Origin of the sequence: Butyrivibrio sp. AC2005 (genome assembly GCF_000424145.1) — a bacterium.
GTDB lineage: Bacteria > Bacillota > Clostridia > Lachnospirales > Lachnospiraceae > Butyrivibrio.
In genome coordinates this window covers 22,378-41,493 of record NZ_AUJI01000043.1, presented here as the reverse complement: position 1 = coordinate 41,493, position 19,116 = coordinate 22,378, and the positions used below count along the sequence as shown (strand labels likewise).

The following is a 19,116-nucleotide window of genomic DNA, read 5'->3' as shown; positions in this document are numbered from 1 at the left end:
TCTGCGGAGCAGAAACTTCCATTTCATAATAAAAAAGCCGGAGTTCTGCGTAGTTGGATGACTTTCATACCTACTCTCTTAGGGGTGGAATTCACTAACTCTTAACAGGACAATGTGAACTCGACTTCTGATTGTCATACGCATTTTTCCGACTTTTGTGCTATTATAGCCGTAAATGTGGATAAAATCCATCATTTTTGTAAAAAGAAAACTCCACCCCGTGGAATTTACTCCTACAAGGTGGAATTTACTCTTACAAAGTGGAATTAACTATTACAAGTCACCATATTTATTACAACCCTCAGAAAAACATGAAAAAGGTGCATAAAATGGCAATCAGACTTTCCGAATATTTAAAATCCATATATGGCGAAAAAGTGTACAGATTATCACTTTCTTCTGGCTGTACCTGCCCAAACAGGGATGGCAGTATAATTCTGTCTGACGGCACAAGACTCACGGGCGGATGTACATTTTGTTCCGAAGGCGGTTCCGGAGAATTTGCTGCTAAAGTCGCACCCATCTCGCAGCAGATTGAGGTTGCAAAAAAGAGAATCCGAAACAAGACTGACGCCGGAAAATTCATTGCATATTTTCAGTCCTATACCAATACATATGGAGATATTTCCGGATTAAAAGAACTATATATGGATACCATCAAAAGAGATGATATTGAAATTCTCTCTATAGGAACACGTCCTGACTGCCTTGGCCCGGAAGTACTTGAAATGCTAAAAGACTTACGGCAGATAAAACCTGTATGGATTGAGCTGGGGCTTCAGACAATAAAGGAAGAAAGTGCAGAACATTTTCACAGGGGATACAAATTAGAGGTCTTTGAAGAAGCGTATCAAAATCTAAAAGAACTCGATATAGAAGTGATAGTACATGTTATTTTTGGTCTTCCCGGAGAAACAAAAGAAGATATGCTGGATACTGTCCGCTATTTATCAGCTTTAAATCCCCCACTTGATGGAATAAAGCTTCAAAATCTTCAAATTCTCAGAGACACTCAGATGTATGAAGAATATAAGAAAACTCCCTTCCACATCCTTACCCTTGATGAACATACAGATCTATTGGAAGAAAGCTTAAAGCTTCTGCCGGATAAAACTGTAATCCACCGTATGACAGGTGACGGTCCAAGAGCTCTTTTGATAGAGCCTCTGTGGAGTCTTGATAAGAAACATGTGCTGAACACCATAAATAAAAAGGTCAACAAATATTTTTAGCGATTAGTGCATTCCCATTGCCCAGAATGCCACTGCGCTTGCAGCAGCCACATTCAGGGAGTCCACTTCATGTGACATGGGTATTTTAACGCAGAAATCACAGGCATCAATGGTTTCCTGAAGAAGTCCGTCCCCCTCTGCGCCAAGATATATTGCTAGCTTGTCCTTTGATACGATTTCTCTGTCATCAACTGAGCGGGAATCATCCCTAAGAGCCATGGCAACTGTAGAAAATCCAAGACTTTTTATAAGCTCAATACTGCCTTCTTCAGGCAGAAACGTCCACGGCAACAGAAATATATTACCCATGCTGACTCTTATTGCGCGCCTGTAAAGAGGATCCGTGCACCCATGTGAAAACAATATGGCATCAATCCCAAGTGCAGCTGCGCTTCTTACAATTGCTCCCGCGTTAGTGGGGTTTGTCACATTTTCAAGGACAGCCACTCTTTTTGCCCCTTCACAAACCTCCCCTACGGAAGGAAGTACTCTTCTTTTCATGGCACATAAAACACCTCTTGTAAGGTGAAATCCCGTAATTGAAGTAAGAATCGCATCATCTGCAACATATACAGGGACATCAAAAGAAAGCTCATCCATCTTTTCCAAAAGACCGGTTGCTTCACCCTTCATCTGTCGGTCTTCCAACAATAACGATATTGGTTCATACCCTGCACCTAGAGCCCTTTCTATTACCTTTGGACTCTCTGCTATGAAAATCCCCGGCTCAGGCTCATTTATCCTATAGAGCTGAACCTCTGACTGCTCGTTATATATTGAAAGCTCCGGTGATTCAATACCGGTCACATTTGTTATATGTACCATTATCTCTTCTCCTGAATAATTTATAGGAAGAGTATACCATACGCTAAGTCCATATCTATCCGCCTTTCTCACAATAATTCTGTTTGTCTCTGTAAAAGATAATGATTTATAATAGTATTTAATTGTACACAAATAATTCAGGGAGGAGAATCACATGAACGAAATGATAACCAAGAGAAATGGTCTGCTTTCAAAAAAAATAATTGACGGGCTAAAATCCAGAAACATGAGTGGCTACTATGCGGGCTCCAAAGATGAAGCTCTTAAAATTGCTCTGGAGCTTATCCCAAAGGGAAGCAGCATAGCCATGGGTGGCGCCATGAGTGCTCACGAAATCGGCCTTGTAGATGCGCTTAAGACATCCGACTACAATTTTATAGACAGAGACGCTGCAGAGGATAAACGTGCTGCTATGCTTGCAACCTACGATGCGGATGTATTCTTATCAAGCGCCAACGCCATGACTGAAGATGGCATTCTTATCAACATTGACGGTAACTCCAACAGAGTATCCGCTATCGCTCAGGGCCCCAGGAAGGTTATTTTTATTGTCGGAATGAACAAGGTATGTCCTGATGTGGACAGCGCCATGAAAAGAGCAAGAAATGTAGCTGCTCCCATAAATGCCCAGCGCTTTGGTCTCTCAACACCCTGTGCTAAAACCGGTAGCTGCATGGATTGCAAATCGCCTGATACCATCTGCTGTCAGTTCCTCATGACCAGATTTTCAAGGCACGAAGGAAGAATTCATGTAATCCTTGTTAACGATTCTCTGGGCTTCTAAATAGAATTAATCTGAAAGTGCCTTCCTCATTATCTAAAGGAAGGCACTTTTTTATCATTCCGGTCTCTCCGGTCCGTTCTTTTTCATAAGCTGTTTAAGAAGTAGCGGTTGAAAAATAAATATCAGGAAAAATCCCACAACATAGCAAATAAACAGCGATTTCAGAAACATGGGCGCAAAAGGTATCTGCGCCATTCCGTCACTTTGCCTCATCGCCATATTATAAGCAAAAGCAACCATAACAAGTGTCATAACAGGAGTATAGATTGTGTTTGAAACAAGGCTCTCAAATACTCTGGTTCCAAAAGCCCCCCTCTGAAGTCTCATCCTGGCACACAGTATCGCAGTTACCTTACCTATGGGAATAATAAATCCTATTATAAGACTTATTATCGTGCTGAGTATAAAGCTGATAATAAATCCCGGTACCGTAAAGTGCCCCGATGAAAGGATTCCCACCAGAGAAAGGCAAAAGCTCATAAGTATGCCCATTCTGATTGCCATTTGACGTCCGATTTTTCGCATCTGTTCTTCCATGCTATTTCCCCTCTCTGAATAAAAAATGGATTAGTGATGTTCCTTATTGAATTTTTAAATTAAACAGCTCCGGATGTTCCTTAAAATGCATCATCATAGTTGCCGTAAGACTCAGATTTTTCGCTTCCTCTCCTATATCATTTCTCTCAACCCATTCAGCTCTTGCAAGCTCATTTTCATCCATGTTTATATCCGCATCGCCATCAAGCTCGCAAAAATATCCAAGAAGAAGATTTGAATCAAAGCCCCAGGGCTGACTTGCAAAGTATCTGATATTCTTAACCTTAACTCCTACTTCTTCATAGACTTCGCGTCTTACAGTATCCTCCGCAGTTTCTCCTATCTCACAAAATCCCGCTATAAGCGCATTTCCTTTATAAGGTCTTCCTGCGTACCTGGTCATCATTATTCTTGTCCCATCAGTTACGCCAACTATGACTGCAGGACATATCTTTGGATAGATTATATTCCCACAGTCCGGACACTTTAGCGCTCTCTCCGCATCATGGATAATAGTTTCTCTTCCGCATCTTCCGCAATACTTATTATCCCTGTACCACACATAAAGGTGATAGGCTGTCATTCCGGCAAAGCACAAATCTCCCGGCCTGGCACTTCTAAGTACCCTGATATCCTCATAATGAAACTGATGACATGCACTTTTATCATCTGATATCTCTGAAATATAGAATCCATATTCTTTTTTAGGTAAAAAGAATTTATCCTCATCAATTGAGAAAAGATAGATCAGCTCATGCTTATCAATTCCGATTTCTTCTACTCTCGGGCACCTTACGGCTCCATCTTCCCCTAAAACGCACAAAACTTCCCTTCCCCGAAACGAAAACACATAATCGCGGGGATTCGGAAGCTCTTTCTTATAAACATTATTAAAAACCTTCGGTGAAATATCCTGTATCATATATTGATTATACAGTATCTCTATTCTGATATGATAGCTTGTTTTTACTTAATTTTATCTTTATAATATCTTTTATACAATTTATTTAAGGAGGCATATCATGAAGGAAGTATACGAATTTTTGAAAAAATGTGGCACTTACTATCTGGCAACAGTTGATGGAGATCAGCCTAGAGTACGTCCCTTTGGAACCGTAGACATTTTCGAGGATAAGCTCTATATTCAGACAGGAAAAGTAAAGGATGTCTCCAAGCAGATTCAGAAAAATCCCAAGGTTGAAGTTTGTGGCTTCGCTGAAGGCAAATGGGTTCGCGTTGCTGGAGAACTGGTTCGCGATGACAGAGTAGAAGCTAAAAAGCACATGCTTGATGCGTATCCCTCACTTCAGGGCATGTATTCAGCAGAGGATGACAATACTGAGGTTCTCTATTTCAAGAATGCCACAGCTACCTTCTCATCATTTACAGAAGCACCCAAAGTTGTTACATTCTGATAAACATATTTCATTTGACTTATTTAGAAATGCCTCTCCGGCTATCGGAGAGGCATTTTGTGTAACGAATACAATTTTTCAGATCTACATTTCTTCCGTAACCTGGAAAATATAGAATTTCAGATAATAAGAAGCATCATTTGACCACAGAATAGGGTGATCAGCAGCCTGCTGCCTGAACTCTACCTGTCTTAACTGCTTGTGGGCACTGCGTGCAGCTTCCCTTATTGTCTTTGCAAAAAGCTCCTCATCCATGAAATGTGAGCACGAGCAGGTTGCAAGAAAACCTCCGTTTTTAACAAGCTTCATTCCACGTATATTTATTTCTCTATAGCCGGTAACTGCTTTCTTAATTGATGCTCTCGATTTTGTAAATGCAGGAGGATCCAATATTACAACATCATAATTCTCTCCCTGCTTTTCAAGGTCAGGCAGAAGATCAAACACATCCGCACATTTGAATTTAATGATATCCTCAAGGCCGTTCAGCTTCGCATTCTCTTCAGCCTGTAAGCAGCCTACATCAGAAGCATCTACCGCAAGCACAGACTTAGCTCCTGCCTTAGCACAGTTTAGACCAAATGATCCTGTATGAGTAAAGCAGTCCAGTACCTTCTTGCCCTTACACAGAGAAGCAATCGCTTTCCTGTTATTCTTCTGATCCAGGAAAAATCCTGTTTTCTGTCCATTTTCAACATCTACATAATACTTAACCCCGTTTTCCTCAATCAAAACCTTTGTGTCAAAAGGCTCTCCGATAAATCCCTTTATTCTCTGAAGGCCTTCCTGCTCACGCACCTTGGCATCGCTTCTTTCATATATCCCGCGAATCTTTACCCCATCCTCGGCAAGAACCTTTTTACATATATCAAGTATTCTGTCCTTCATGCGATCCGTACCCAGAGCAAGTGATTCTATTACAAGAATATCCGAAAACTTATCGATCGTAATTCCCGGAAGAAAATCCGCCTCACCGAAAATAAGTCTGCAGGAGATTGTCTCATACCCTGATTGCTCAGGGCACATTACTGCCTTTCTGTACTCCCATGCGTTGCGGATTCTTGTCTCCAATAATTCATCATTTACAGGATGCTCTTTTCTTCTGGACATCATCCTTATGCGAATCTTGGAGTTGGTATTTATAAACCCATATCCCATGAAATAATCATCATGATCATGAACCTCTACAATATCACCATTTTCAAAACTGCCTTCCACTCTGTTTATTTCATTATCAAAAACCCAGGCTCCGCCTGCCTTTATGATTCTGCCCTCGCCTTTTTTGAGTATTATCCTTGCATATTCACTCATACATAATTCCTTTCAAAAACAGCTATGCCTCTTAAGTTACTGTTTAAATAAATATATCTGTACCTAACATAATAGCATATACTTCACAATTTGATTAATTATGGGCATATCCATTAACCAGACTTTTGACAATCTTCTTTTTTAGTGATATCTTCTTTTAAAGTTGAATGATTATAGTAGGGCAGTTATATAACAGCCACGGTTCGGACATCCACAATCCTGCTTTCAGGTTGTGGTTTTTTATTTGAGAAAAAATAACATTTTATACACGAGGTAAACATGGAAAACGAATTATTTGAAAAAGCACCAATTCCCAAGGCATACATGAAAATGGCTCTTCCTGTTGTAATGGGAATGATCGTAACTCTTATCTACAATCTTGTGGATACATATTTCATTGCACTCACCGGAAATACAGACTTAATCGCAGGTATTTCATTGTGTGCACCCTTATTCACACTTCTCCTTGCTATAGGAGATATATTCGGAATAGGCGGAAGCTCTGTAATCTCAAGGCTTCTCGGCGCAGGAGAAATTGAGGATTCATCCAAAAAGAGTACTTTATGCTTTTACAGCGCAATCTTTGTTGGCATAGTATTCTCTGTCCTGATGCTTGTTTTCAAAAAGAACATCCTTTATGTTCTGGGTGCTACTGAACAGACCTACAACTACGCTTCACAGTATTACACCTGGCTCATTCTGGGATCTACCTTTATAATTTTTTCACTGGTTCCCTCCAACCTGTTAAGAACAGAGGGCGCTGCACTCACATCCATGATTGGTTCTGTTATCGGAACAATCGTAAACATTATTCTGGACCCTATTTTTATCTTCACCCTGGGCTTTGGTGCTGCCGGTGCTGCCATGGCAACCATAATAGGCTATATCACAACCTGCGGCTTCTTTGTGTATTTTATTGCCAAAAAAAGCAAGGTATTTTCTCTTGCTCCTTCCAATTTCAACATGAACATGTCCTCCCTCAACGAGATACTGCTTATTGGTCTTCCCTCCAGCATCACCAACCTTATGCAGACCATCGGAATAACAGTCACCAACCGCTATCTGCAGCCCTATGGTAACGACAATATCGCAGTAATGGGAATTGTTTTGAAAATAGTAAATATTGCTGTTCTTGTAATTGTAGGCCTCTCTTTTGGCGGTCAGCCACTTATCGGCTACAACTATGGTGCCCACAATATGAAAAGACTTAAAAGCACCATGCGTTTTGGCATAACCGTAACCGCCGGAACGGCTGCCTTTCTATTAGCTGTACTTTCTGTCCTGGCAAATCCCATCGTATCCGGATTCCTTAAGGATGAAAGCCTTGTTAACCTCGGTGTACATATGCTTCGCTTCCAGCTTTTAGGAATGCCGCTAATGGGCATCTGCCTCATTTTCATATGCACCTTCCAGTCCACCGGAAAAGGTGTCAGCGCATTTTTACTCTCTGCCTGCCGCCAGGGAATCGTTTACCTGCCCGTTATCATCATGCTCTCATCCCTTCTGAAAATGGAGGGAGTAATCATGTCACAGGCCATAGCAGACGTTATAACAACAGCTATCGCACTGTTTATTTTCAGAAAGGGACTTTATAAAGAAATAAAAAACTATCTGTAAATATGTAAAGCTATTGACAAAAGCCTTATATTTATTGTATCATCATGTGTGCTGCAAAAGTCTTCTTGCGACTTTTGCTTTACATATATCGGAATGTGGCTCAGTTTGGTAGAGCGCTGCGTTCGGGACGCAGAGGCCGCAGGTTCAAATCCTGTCATTCCGACTAATTTTAAAAGGAGCGCAACATCCCGAATGTTGCGCTCCTTTTTTATTACATCATTTTAAGTATTTCATCTCTTACGCCATCCATGCGTGAATCCACAAGGCCAAAATCCATTTCCTTGTAGCTCCAGGAAGCACGACCGATATTGTACTTGTTGAAGCAGGTTCCGATGGCTGTATACCATTTGAGGGCATCCTCAGGAGTGGCCTTTTCAATAACACCATATTCTCCGCAGTAAAGAGCTACGTTTCTCTCCTCTGCTACCCTTACAGCTTCCTCCATATACTGCTCGAAATACTCGATTCCAAGCTTCTTATCCGGATTATCTACCTTTAATTCCTCAGGTCTGTTACCAAGCTGTGCAAATGCATTCTCATCATACTGACGATAAGTGGAGTCGAATGCCATGCGGAATTCTGTATCCATAGTCTCAATCCATGCTGCACCCTGATGTGTAAAAATAAGGGGCTCATAGCAATGGAAGTTGTAAACTACATTTTCATCATAAGGAGCACACAGATCCTTTAAAGCAACAATACTGTTGTTATAATAGCCTCCGAGAAGAATCTTAATTGTCGGTGCATAGGCTCTGATTCGCTTTATGCACTCAGTAGAAATACGATTCCAGGCGTCACAGTACTCCTTCTTTGTAACTTCATTCAGGATCTCAAAAGCGACCCTGTTCTCATATTTTCCAAAACGCTTAGCGAACTGCTCCCACAGTTTGTAAAAACGTTCCTGGTATTTCTCATTCTCAAAGAATCCCGCTTCCTGCTCACCGCTGTCAAAGCTGTAACCGAAAGTTTTATGAAGATCAAGAACGGTATTAAGGCCATACTTTTCAGTCCAGTCAAGAGCCTTCTGTATGTATGCAAAACCCTCTTCCTTATATGTACCATCTGTATCTTCAACAAGATCATAATCGATGGGGATTCGTATATGATCGAGCCCCCATGATTTAATCTTTTCTATATCGCTCTCTTTAATAAAATTATCATAGCGTTCCTTGGTATGGTCACATTGTGACAACCATCCACCAAGATTTATTCCGTGTGAAAATCCCGGAAACTGCTTCATATTTTTTGTCCTCCTTAGCTGGTTGCAATGCTCAATTACTGCAGTCACTAATTCTAATACTCATGGTATAACCTTTTATACAAAAAACATGCTATTTTTATCAAAATGATGCGTATATCTGTCATTACATTATTATGAAAGCTTGAGATCGCCTTCCTTTATCCATCCCATTTTACGGAAAACTGCTCCAAATACAGTTGTAAGTACCGCGGGAAGAATAAAGCATATAAGCACAAGTCCTATCCAGTCAAATGCTGTAATTCCTGCCTTGGCACCCGTAGCAACATCATTAACCCATCCTGCGTAGACACCTATCTGACCTACAAGTCCGCAGGTTCCCATACCCGACGCAACTGCACTTGCAGGATCATTCATCTGAAGCTTAAAAATACAGGTTGCAACAGGACCGGTAATAGCACTTGTAAGTATAGGTGCAATCCAGATTTTAGGGTTCTTAACAATATTTCCCATCTGAAGCATGGAAGTTCCGATTCCCTGTGAAATAAGACCTCCCCACTTATTCTCCTTGAAGGACATAAATGCAAAACCAACCATCTGAGCACAGCATCCTGCTACCGCAGCTCCGCCTGCAAGACCTGTAAGCCCAAGAGCTGCACATATTGCAGCTGATGAAATCGGAAGGGTAAGTGCAATACCAACCACAACAGAAACAATAATTCCCATGAGGAATGGCTGCTGTTCGGTTGCCCACATTACTACTCCTCCTACTGAAGAAGCCGCTGTACCGATAGCCGGAGCTATAAGACTGGCAAGTCCTACTCCCACCAGAATTGTAACAATAGGAGTCACAAGAATATCTACCTTGGTCTCCTTTGATACAGCTTTTCCGCACTCAGCAGCTATTATAGCTATGAAAAGAACTGCAAGCGGTCCGCCTGCCCCTGCTCCGCCTGAAAGAGTTGTACTTCCAAGGGCATTAGCTGCATATCCGACTGTGGCAAGCGAAAACAATACAAGTGGTGGTGCCTGAAGTGCGTAGCCTATTGCTACTGCCATGGCTGCTCCGCTCATTGATGAAGCATACTTTCCAATCTCTGAAAGCCATGCGAGCCCCAACTGAGTACCGATTGTGTTCAGAATCGTTCCTATCAGGAGCGACGCAAACAATCCCTGCGCCATTGCGGACAGTGCTTCGATACCATATCTCTTGCCGGAGATTACGATATTCTTTCTTTTCAAAAATTCTTTCATTACTCCTCCTTGCCTCCTTATATCAGCCCCTTATAGGCTGTATACGTGAAGGACTTTAAAATTATTATTATTTATGCTTCAACGACAGCATTTACAAAAGCTTCAAGCTCCTGCTCATCTGTCTCATGAAGTGCACTCTTAATTGTGAGCATTGGCTCCACAATTTTCACGTTTTTAAGGCACTGAAGCTTCTCAGTCATAAGCTTTCCGGAAGCAGGTGCCCAGGTTCCGTTCTGTGCAAGCGCAAAAGTCCTGTTCTGAACCGTAAGTGCTATGCAATCAGATAGGAAATTCTCCATTGGCGTGTATATTCCATTGTTATATGTGGGACAAAACAGCACAATTTTACCGCAGCGCCATACCTCTGATGTAAGAACTGACACATGTGTCTGAGATACATCGTATACGCTTACGGATTTTCCGCTCTTTTCACGGATCATAGCTGCTGCCTTCTGTGCAGCGCTCTCTGTGTGACCGTACAGGCTTCCGTAAATGACCAGAATATCTTCATCCTCGGGAGTATATGTACTCCACTTCTGATATTTATCGATAAACCATGCGATGTTTTCTCTCCATACAGGACCATGGAGAGGGCAGATCATCCTGATATCAAGACCTGCTGCCTTCTTAAGCACTGCCTGAACCTGCATGCCATACTTGCCAACTATATTAGCATAATATCTTCTTGCATCATCAAGAAATTTTTTCTCAAAATCATATTCATCAGCAAAGATACCTGCATCAATAGCCCCGAAAGTACCAAATGCATCTGCGCTGAATAATGCGCCTGTAGCTGTATCAAATGTAAACATAGCTTCCGGCCAGTGTACCATAGGTGCCATTACAAAGCTGAGAGTATGCTTTCCAAGCTCTAAGGTATCACCTTCTGCTACCGTAATCTTTCTCTGTTCATTGAGCTCCGGGAAAAACTGTGAAAGAAAAGTAAAGGTCTTGGCATTTCCTACAAGTGTTATTTCCGGATACATAGCAACTACGGTCGCAATCTGAGAACAATGGTCCGGCTCCATGTGGTTTATCACAAGATAATCCGGCTTCTTTTCCCCAAGTACTCCTTTCAGATTCTCAAGATACTGATCGGATATAGAGATATCTGCTGTATCAAAGATAGCTGTTTTCTCATCGATAATTGCATAACTGTTATAAGAAACTCCATTCTCGATTGGGAAAATATTCTCAAATCTGGAAAGTCTTCTGTCGCTTCCTCCAATCCAATATGTATCCTCTGTAATCTTTTTGTAGTTGATCATGTTATACCTCCTATACCCTCATGGTTTTTTATTTTTTAAAAAGGGCGCCAATACAAAAATTGGCGCCCTTATAAAAATCAGTCTATCTCTATCTCTTCATCCTCAGGACTCTTCTCCTCTGTGGATTCATGATATTCCTTCTCAGTATTAACGCTCCAGATATTGCTTCTGTCACGTGTACCGCTAAGGATGTTTTTAACTGTTTCAAAAGAAGTACACATTGAGTGATCAATGTTATTATATCTGTGCTGACCATTTCTTCCAACACAGAAAAGATTGTCTATGCTGTTAAGATAATCAACCAGCTTGTCCATCTCATCATATGTATCAAAGTAAGCAGGGTATGCCTTCTTAACACGCTCTACGTGATAATCAAGCACTTCCTTCTCCTCATCAATAAGGTTGATCTTTACCATCTCCTTGATTGCCATCTTGGCAAACTCATCATCGGACATACTCCACATGGAATCACCCTCGTTACAGAAGTACTCAAGGCCCATCCATACAGTGTGGTCGATATCCTTAACAAGGTAAGGAGACCAGTTATTATAAATCTGGAAACGTCCCATTGATACATTGCGGTCATGTACATAAACCCAGTTATCCGGAACAATATTACCAATAGTCTTAACCTTAGTCTTATTCTCAAGATTAAGATGAGGAATAAGAACACCAAGTGTCATGTAATCTCTGTAAGGAAGACCTGCTGCAATTCTTGCAGGATCTGCGGGAACATCATTCATTCCTGCAACAAGATCCTTTATCGGCATTGAGCTGATAATATAGTCACCCTCGAGAGTAACACTCTTACCATCCTTCTCATAGGTAACGCCTGTAAGATGATCACCAGCCTTGTTGATCTTAACAACCCTGGCACCTGTGATAATCGTGCCACCTTTCTTCTCAATCTCGGAAGCTGTTACATCCCAAAGCTGTCCGGGACCAAGCTTGGGATAGCTGAACTCTTCAATAAGAGATGTTTCAACCTTTCCACCTGTCTTGCCACTCTTTTTCTTAAAAGCATTGGCAAGCACTGCCATGATCGAAACGCCCTTAACTCTCTGAGCTCCCCAGCTGGGATCTATCTCTGAGGGATGTCTTCCCCAAAGATTAGCAGTATAGTGTTCAAAGAACATGGAATAAAGCTTCTTACCAAAACGATTTACATAAAAATCTTCAAGTGAATTTTCCTTACGCTTAAAGATCATTGCCTTTATATATGAGAATCCGGCTACGATTGTTGTTCCGAGTCCCATATTTGTAAAGGTCTCAACCTTAAGTGTTATCGGATAATCAAAAAACTTACCGTTAAAGAAAATTCGTGAGATACGATTTCTCCTGAGCATTACTCTGTCCACCATCTCAGGATCAGGACCATCACTTGCCAGGGATGAAGAACGCTTCAGTACTATGTCATCATATGACGGCTTTCCCTGTCTGGGCAGCATCTTATCCCACCACTCGTTTACTTCGGGTACCTTGGAGAAGAATCTGTGTCCACCCATGTCCATTCTATTGCCGTGATATTCAACAGTTCTGGAAATACCACCGAATTTCTCTGTCTCCTCAAGGACAACAACTTCGATATCTTCAGATCTGTCCAATAACTCGTATGCTGCTGTAAGTCCCGCCGGACCTGCACCAATGATTACTGCTTTTTTCATTTTTTTACATTCTACTCCACTATCTTAATTTATTACGATCACAATAGTGTAATTTTATCATCTATACTAATTTATGTCGACTGCATATTTGTCTTTAAGGATATAATTGTTGTCTCCACAGCCTTCATGTCTATCGGTTTCGAGAGATGAGCGTTCATTCCGGATTCAATGGCCTTATGCACATCATCCGCATAAGCATTTGCAGTCATGGCAATTATCGGTATTGTTTTCGCTTCTTCTTTATCCAGTTTTCTTATTGCAGCTGCTGCCTGATATCCATTCATTACCGGCATATGAATATCCAGCAGGATCATATCATAGTAACCCGGTTCTGCCCTTTCAAACATTTCGACAACCTCCTGGCCGTTAGTTGCCCTCTCTACCTTTGCCCCCTCCATACTCATAAGCTCACAAAGTATATCCGCATTGATATCGTTATCCTCAGCCGCAAGGAAACGCATACCCTCAAGTATTTTTTTATTTTTATCACTATTTATACTGGTTCTGTTTAATATATCTTCCATTAGCTGCTGGAACGTAGACAGGAAAAAAGGTGTCTGCAGAAAATCATATATTCCCGCATCTCTTGCTTCCTCCGCAATTTCTTCCCAGTCATCTGTCAGCAAAATAATAATCGGTTTAGGCATAAGGGATTTATTCTTGATAAATCGTGCAAGTTCAAAACAGCTTATGCTCCTTATCTGCATTCCGAGAATTATGACCTCGAACCCTCTGTTATCGGCATCTCCTGCCTCAATCAGTCTTATTGCCCTGTAACCGCTTGTGCAGAAAAATACCTCAACATTAGTATCTTTCACAGCTGTTTGAATCTTTTCACATTCCGCCATATCATCATCGATTATAAGCATTCTGTGAATTCCATGATTCTGCCAGAAATCTCCCTGGTCCTGCTTTATCCCCTGGAGTCTTATTGTTACATAAAATGTCGAGCCCTTTCCTTCCTCAGATTCCACTGATATAGTTCCGCCCATCATTTGCACAAGATTTTTAGCAATTGCCATTCCGAGTCCTGTTCCCTGAATCCCGGCGGTTTCAGCTCTCTCTTCCCTTGAAAAGGCATCAAACATTCTTTGCTGGAATTCCCTGCTCATTCCTATTCCGTTATCCTTCACAGTAAAACGAACATCCCAGAAATCCCCGCTATCTTTTCTAACCTCGTCTACTGTAAAGTCTACTTTACCTCCGTTAGGCGTATATTTAACTGCATTTCCCAGAATATTTACAAGAACCTCATTTATTCTCTTTTTATCACCAACAAACATATCCTGCTGCATTCCGCCGGAATGTACCTGATAATCAATCTGCTTCGCCTTTGCCTGAAAAGCGACAACGGAATTAACCTCTTCCAGCAAAAGTCCAAGCGCAAACTCCTCATGATTAATTTCTGCCTTTCCGCTCTCTATTTTACTCATGTCCAGTACATCATTGAGAAGAGAGAGTAGATTTTGACATGCAAGTCCGATCTTATGGGTATAGTCCCTTACCTTCTGCGGATTATCCGAGTTCTTGGCTATAAGGAGATTGAAGTTTGTTATTGCATTCATAGGAGTACGGAAATCATGGGACATATTTGCCAAAAAATTGGTTTTAGCTGCATTTGCTGCATTTGCAACCTCTATCATCTCCTGCATCTGCCTTCTCTGTCTTACTTCTTCTGTAATGTCCCCCCACACAAGCAAAAATCTGTCACTCTGATCCATATCGGTATGACTTATGCTTCCCCTGAAAAACCTGGATTCACCTGTTTTAGGATTCTTTACTTCAAGAGTTTCGGCTTCCATCTTTCCACCTACTGGCAGCTTTTTGACCATATCTTCCTTTTGTGGATTAATATCTTCCACAGTGACTCCCAGCTGTATCAGATTTCTGACATCTTCCAGGATACTCTCTCTTGACACTCCAAGAATTTCCTCAGCATTTTCCGTCAAAAACTCAACCTTAAAGTCTTTTGCTGAGAATATGGCTGCAACCATCTGTTTCTGATTAACCACATAGTCAAAAAACCATTCCTTGCAGCGAACCTGATTGTCCAAAGAACACTCATTATTTTCTCTCATAACTATTCTTGCCCCCTGGATTTAAGCGCCCTTACGGTGCTCTCAAACAGTTTTATATCTATAGGCTTAGGCAAATGTGCATCCATACCGGATTCACTTGTCTTTTCTATATCATCTCTGAATGCATTTGCGCTCATCGCAATAATTGGTATGTTTTTTGCATCCTCCCTGCCATCTTCCGCGAGCTTCCTTATGGTTCTGGCCGCTTCATAGCCGTTCATCTTCGGCATCTGAATATCCATAAGTATCATGTCATAATAGCCCTTTGGTTTTTCTTTGAATTCTGCTATAGCCTTTTCCCCGTCCTCTGCTACCTCGACAAGCTCTGCCCCCTTAAGTTTTAATATTTCTACAAGTATCTCAGCATTAAGTTCGTTGTCCTCAGCTGCAAGAAAACGCATTCCCTGAAAAGCATTCTCTTCCTTCGGTTTTTCTTTTTCCGGATTTCCTGACTCAAGGACTTCCTCCAGTTCCTCCATCTCTTCAAGCTCTGTCTTTTCCGCTATATCAAAACCGAGGCGTACGGTAAACAACGTACCGACATTCACATCACTTTTTACCTCTATGGTTCCTCCAAGCATATCTATTGTTTTTTTGACAACCGTTAGTCCCAGTCCTGTACCCTGCTCTTTGCTTGAAGCTTTTCTTTGTTCCCTCTTAAAAGGTTCATATATCTGATCCATGAAGGCTTCACTTATCCCTATGCCATTGTCCCGGACTTCAAACCGTAGCTGTACTCTATTCTCCGGCTCTTTACTTTCAGTATATACATTCAATGATATCTCACCTTTTTCATCCGAAAAAGAAACTGCATTCTGCAACAGATTTTTAAGTATTGTCTCTATTCTCTGAGAATCTCCAAGCAGGGCATCCTCTGTTACATCATTTTTATTTATAACAAATTTCTGATGCTTATCTTCTGCTAAAGGTGTTATTTCATCACTCACCTTCCTTAACAGATCATCCAATGAAAACCTTTCATTTTTTATTTCCTCCCCACCTTCCTCCATCTTGCTAAGGTCAAGGATACAATTTATCATATCCAGCATGTTTCTGTGAGCATACTCAGCTTTTTCGCCATATTCTATAACCTTATCCGGGTTATCGGCATTTTCCTTCATAAGAGTGATATAACCTGCCATGGCATTCATTGGTGTCCGGAAATCATGTGACATATTTGCAAGGAATCTTGTCTTGGTCTCATTCGCCGAATTAGCAACCTCCAGCATTGCCTGCATTGAGCTGTATCTCAAAATCATGATGACTATTACCATGATGATTGAAAATGCCACAATGAGAAGTATGGTATTTATGTTCTTAACATGCGCTATGCTCTTATCAACTCCGCTTGCAGGTGTAAGGCACACCAGCATACTGTCCTGCATTTCACATGGCATGAATGTAATATAGTAATCCGTCCCCTCGATAGTCATCACGATTACTCCGGTCATTCTCTCCGCAATTTCTATCTCAAAGGTTTCGCCAAGCGAATCGTACAGTACCTCACCATTTTCTTTTATATACTCAACAATATTTTCTTTTTCTTCAGATATCTTTACTGATGAAATAATCAGATTCCCTTTTTCATCAACCAGATAGTTCTGAGATCCCTCCATATCACTTCTTCGTATGGTAATTCTATTCTTCATCTGCATGGAATCAATCCCAAGTCCTATTGCGCAATAATGGAAATCCTTATATTTACCTGGTTTTACACTGAGCACAAAAATATCAAGCCTGTTACCACCGGATCTCATCATGTGTGTAACCTGCCTTGTACCTACTTTTTTAAGCTTTTCTGTAAATTCTTCGCCCACCTCGAGCTTTCCCGTATTTCCCTCAATCTCAAGAAAAGCTCCGCTTTCATCAATCAGATACGCTTGTTCAACATCCCATATTCTTTTTTCAGTGGAAATATAATTTTTCAGATCGTATATTCCGGAAGATTTTTCATGTTCAAGATGATACGACCAGCTTCGAAGCAGCTTGTAATACCTCGTAAATCTGGTCGAAATCACAGACTCCAGCTGAGAAAAATAAGTTGTCAGCTGAACTGCCCGATCGCTATATATAAATCTGCCCTGAATGGTGTTTACCGCAAAAATCAGGACAACAAAAAGCAGAGCAATGGTTACAGGCATTGTCCACTTTGACTTCATTTTCTCACCACGCATATTAACCCCTCATGAAAACTGCGTTTGTGAAATACTATCTAAGCTCGTACATTCTATCTCCCATAAAATATTCGCCGCATTTTCTAAGCTCAGAAAGCACCAGATTATAGCTTTTCAGATTGTCCATCCAGGTATCAATACTGATTCCTCTTGTAACTACAGGACAAACCGTTATCTTAGTATCCTTAAGCTCCGACTGGAATGTCATGAGTGCACGTCTGGCATGAAAAGCCTGACAGCACAATATTATATGTTTCACATTTTTTAATTCGTCTTCGATTATTTTCCTCGAAAACTTTGCATTCTCAAAAGTATTTGTAGATTCTGTCTCCTGAATGATCACATTATCATCGACTCCCTGCATAACCATAAGCCTGGTAAGATATTCAGCCTCTGTAGCACAACCAAGGCTATCCCCACTGCTCGCAGAAAATCTGTTAAACTCATCCTCAAGAGATTCGTAATTCATATAATATTTGCCGGATACAAGAATCTTTGGTGCATATCCTTCCTTCCATAAATATGCACCATGCTCCGCAAGCTCCTTCATCGGAGCTCCGGGTATAAGTATAAGATCAGCCTTCACAGGCTTCTCGTCAAGGAAAATGAATTTCCCTATCTCTTCAAAAGACACAATATTTGCCGGTTTCATCGAATCATTACCTTTTTGATCTCAGCTATATAATAATAGTGATAATCTCCTTTTGCATAATAGTCTGCTATCAGTCTTCCATTGACGAAGTTCTCCTCCTTCATGAGCTGTTTATAAAGGACCTTGCAAAGAATTATATTATCTGCTTCGTCTATAAACGGAATTCCATCGTCAAAATTGAGATTCAGCTTTGCATTTTTTATCTTATCCTCATCTCTGCCTGATACAGATCCAAGATACTTTTTTACACCCTTATACTGGTCATGGTGTAAGAATGATAAGGAAAATTTCTTCTGGGCATCAATAAATTCCTTTGTGTATCTGCTTTCACGCACATACACAATGGCACATGTCTTATCCCAGACATGTGTTATTCCACCCCAGGACACAGTCATGGTATTAGCTTTTTCTTCATTTCCGGCTGTCAGAAGTGCCCATGAATCACCACCAAAACGGAAAGCACCTTCCAATATCTCATCCAGGTCAACGGGTTGGAATACATGAAGTCCCATAATAAATCCTCCTTAAAAGTCTCTTAGTTTATCATCCTCTGTAAGCTCAGTGTTCTCAATTTTCAAAATAGTTATGTCATAACTGTAGTCGCTGTTTACTTCAATAGTAAGTTTATCTCCTGCTTTATGTCCCATAAGCTGTTTTCCAAGAGGAGATTCTATGCTTATAAGTCCTTTCAGAGCGTTACCCCTCATGGTAGTTACTATTTTGTAAGTGGCCTCCGAACCATCATCCTCCATTCTCACAGTGACCGTTTTATTCATTCCCACCTCATCCTCTGCGCTGGAGTCATCCACTATCTCTGCAGTTTTAATCATTCTCTCAAGGAATCTTATTCTGCTCTCATTCTGATTTTTAGCCTTCTTTGCAGCGTAGTATTCAAAGTTCTCACTTAAATCTCCCTGAGCTCTCGCTTCCTTAACATCCTCAAGAAGCTCCTTTCTGACAACGGCCTTGCGATGTTCAATTTCCGCTTCCATGTCCTCAATATCTTTTTTTGTAAGCTGGTTGTGCATTTGTTATGTCCTTCCTTTCCCCTCGCCCTATACTTCTCCCTAAGGTGAAAGCATAGGATGATACACTAATTCTACACGA

17 protein-coding genes and 1 tRNA gene are annotated in these 19,116 nt (G+C 41.0%); 5 read left to right on the top strand and 13 right to left on the bottom strand.

Translation table 11 applies throughout. The features are described from left to right. The first annotated feature begins 329 nt into the window (after window positions 1-329). A complete protein-coding gene (locus G602_RS0112975) occupies window positions 330-1,232 on the top strand; it encodes a TIGR01212 family radical SAM protein (RefSeq protein WP_026659412.1) in 903 nt (300 codons plus the stop codon). 3 nt (window positions 1,233-1,235) lie between these two features. Here G602_RS0112975 and G602_RS0112970 read toward each other — a convergent pair whose 3' ends face one another. Further along, entirely contained in the window at window positions 1,236-2,057 is an 822-nt protein-coding gene (locus G602_RS0112970; RefSeq protein WP_026659411.1) for a TrmH family RNA methyltransferase, read from the bottom strand. 154 nt (window positions 2,058-2,211) lie between these two features. Here G602_RS0112970 and G602_RS0112965 point away from each other — a divergent pair, with 154 nt between their 5' ends. Beyond that, complete coding sequence (locus G602_RS0112965; RefSeq protein ID WP_026659410.1) at window positions 2,212-2,841, top strand: lactate utilization protein; 630 nt, start codon at window positions 2,212-2,214, stop codon at window positions 2,839-2,841. A 54-nt stretch (window positions 2,842-2,895) separates the two neighbouring features. Here the strand turns inward: G602_RS0112965 and G602_RS0112960 are convergent, their stop codons facing one another. Together G602_RS0112960 and nudC are read right to left on the bottom strand one after the other, a co-directional pair. Continuing rightward, a complete protein-coding gene (locus tag G602_RS0112960; protein WP_026659409.1) occupies window positions 2,896-3,378 on the bottom strand; it encodes a hypothetical protein in 483 nt (160 codons plus the stop codon). Window positions 3,379-3,421: 43 nt separating this feature from the next. Then, window positions 3,422-4,201 carry an NAD(+) diphosphatase gene (gene nudC / locus G602_RS0112955; RefSeq protein WP_330369184.1) on the bottom strand — a complete coding sequence of 260 codons (780 nt, stop codon included), beginning with the start codon at window positions 4,199-4,201 and terminating at the stop codon, window positions 3,422-3,424. 199 nt (window positions 4,202-4,400) lie between these two features. On the opposite strand from nudC, the gene G602_RS0112950 reads away from it, so the two are divergent. Next, window positions 4,401-4,793 (top strand): pyridoxamine 5'-phosphate oxidase family protein, encoded by a 393-nt coding sequence (locus tag G602_RS0112950; protein WP_026659406.1) that lies wholly within the window; start codon window positions 4,401-4,403, stop codon window positions 4,791-4,793. Window positions 4,794-4,877: 84 nt separating this feature from the next. Here the strand turns inward: G602_RS0112950 and G602_RS0112945 are convergent, their stop codons facing one another. Then, window positions 4,878-6,104, bottom strand: a complete 1,227-nt coding sequence (locus G602_RS0112945) for a class I SAM-dependent rRNA methyltransferase (RefSeq protein WP_026659405.1) — start codon at window positions 6,102-6,104, stop codon at window positions 4,878-4,880. 279 nt (window positions 6,105-6,383) lie between these two features. Here G602_RS0112945 and G602_RS0112940 point away from each other — a divergent pair, with 279 nt between their 5' ends. Both G602_RS0112940 and G602_RS0112935 read left to right on the top strand, forming a co-directional pair. Beyond that, complete coding sequence (locus G602_RS0112940; RefSeq protein ID WP_026659404.1) at window positions 6,384-7,721, top strand: MATE family efflux transporter; 1,338 nt, start codon at window positions 6,384-6,386, stop codon at window positions 7,719-7,721. An 89-nt stretch (window positions 7,722-7,810) separates the two neighbouring features. Next, window positions 7,811-7,884, top strand: a tRNA-Pro gene (locus G602_RS0112935). 48 nt (window positions 7,885-7,932) lie between these two features. Here G602_RS0112935 and G602_RS0112930 read toward each other — a convergent pair. From G602_RS0112930 to greA, 9 genes are all read right to left on the bottom strand, one after another. Next, the gene (locus G602_RS0112930) at window positions 7,933-8,961 is read right to left on the bottom strand and encodes a glycoside hydrolase family 5 protein (protein WP_026659403.1); all 1,029 of its coding nucleotides are present in this window, start codon (window positions 8,959-8,961) and stop codon (window positions 7,933-7,935) included. 132 nt (window positions 8,962-9,093) lie between these two features. Next, the gene (locus G602_RS0112925) at window positions 9,094-10,173 is read right to left on the bottom strand and encodes a PTS transporter subunit IIC (RefSeq protein WP_026659402.1); all 1,080 of its coding nucleotides are present in this window, start codon (window positions 10,171-10,173) and stop codon (window positions 9,094-9,096) included. A gap of 71 nt (window positions 10,174-10,244) precedes the next feature. Then, the gene (locus G602_RS0112920; protein ID WP_026659400.1) at window positions 10,245-11,441 is read right to left on the bottom strand and encodes an FprA family A-type flavoprotein; all 1,197 of its coding nucleotides are present in this window, start codon (window positions 11,439-11,441) and stop codon (window positions 10,245-10,247) included. A gap of 77 nt (window positions 11,442-11,518) precedes the next feature. Next, a complete protein-coding gene (locus G602_RS0112915; protein ID WP_026659399.1) occupies window positions 11,519-13,105 on the bottom strand; it encodes an NAD(P)/FAD-dependent oxidoreductase in 1,587 nt (528 codons plus the stop codon). Window positions 13,106-13,176: 71 nt separating this feature from the next. Continuing rightward, window positions 13,177-15,183: a hybrid sensor histidine kinase/response regulator gene (locus G602_RS26510; protein ID WP_049945215.1), complete on the bottom strand. Its 2,007-nt coding sequence runs from the start codon at window positions 15,181-15,183 to the stop codon at window positions 13,177-13,179. Window positions 15,184-15,185: 2 nt separating this feature from the next. Then, on the bottom strand, window positions 15,186-17,357 hold the full coding sequence (locus G602_RS29000; RefSeq protein ID WP_049945214.1) for a hybrid sensor histidine kinase/response regulator: 2,172 nt from the start codon (window positions 17,355-17,357) through the stop codon (window positions 15,186-15,188). Between the two features lie 34 nt (window positions 17,358-17,391). Beyond that, a complete protein-coding gene (locus tag G602_RS0112900; protein ID WP_026659398.1) occupies window positions 17,392-18,009 on the bottom strand; it encodes a YdcF family protein in 618 nt (205 codons plus the stop codon). After that, window positions 18,006-18,521: a flavin reductase gene (locus G602_RS0112895; RefSeq protein ID WP_044932044.1), complete on the bottom strand. Its 516-nt coding sequence runs from the start codon at window positions 18,519-18,521 to the stop codon at window positions 18,006-18,008. Before G602_RS0112895 ends, G602_RS0112900 begins: the two co-directional genes overlap by 4 nt. A 12-nt stretch (window positions 18,522-18,533) precedes the next feature. After that, window positions 18,534-19,037: a transcription elongation factor GreA gene (gene greA, locus G602_RS0112890; protein WP_026659396.1), complete on the bottom strand. Its 504-nt coding sequence runs from the start codon at window positions 19,035-19,037 to the stop codon at window positions 18,534-18,536. Window positions 19,038-19,116 lie beyond the last annotated feature (79 nt).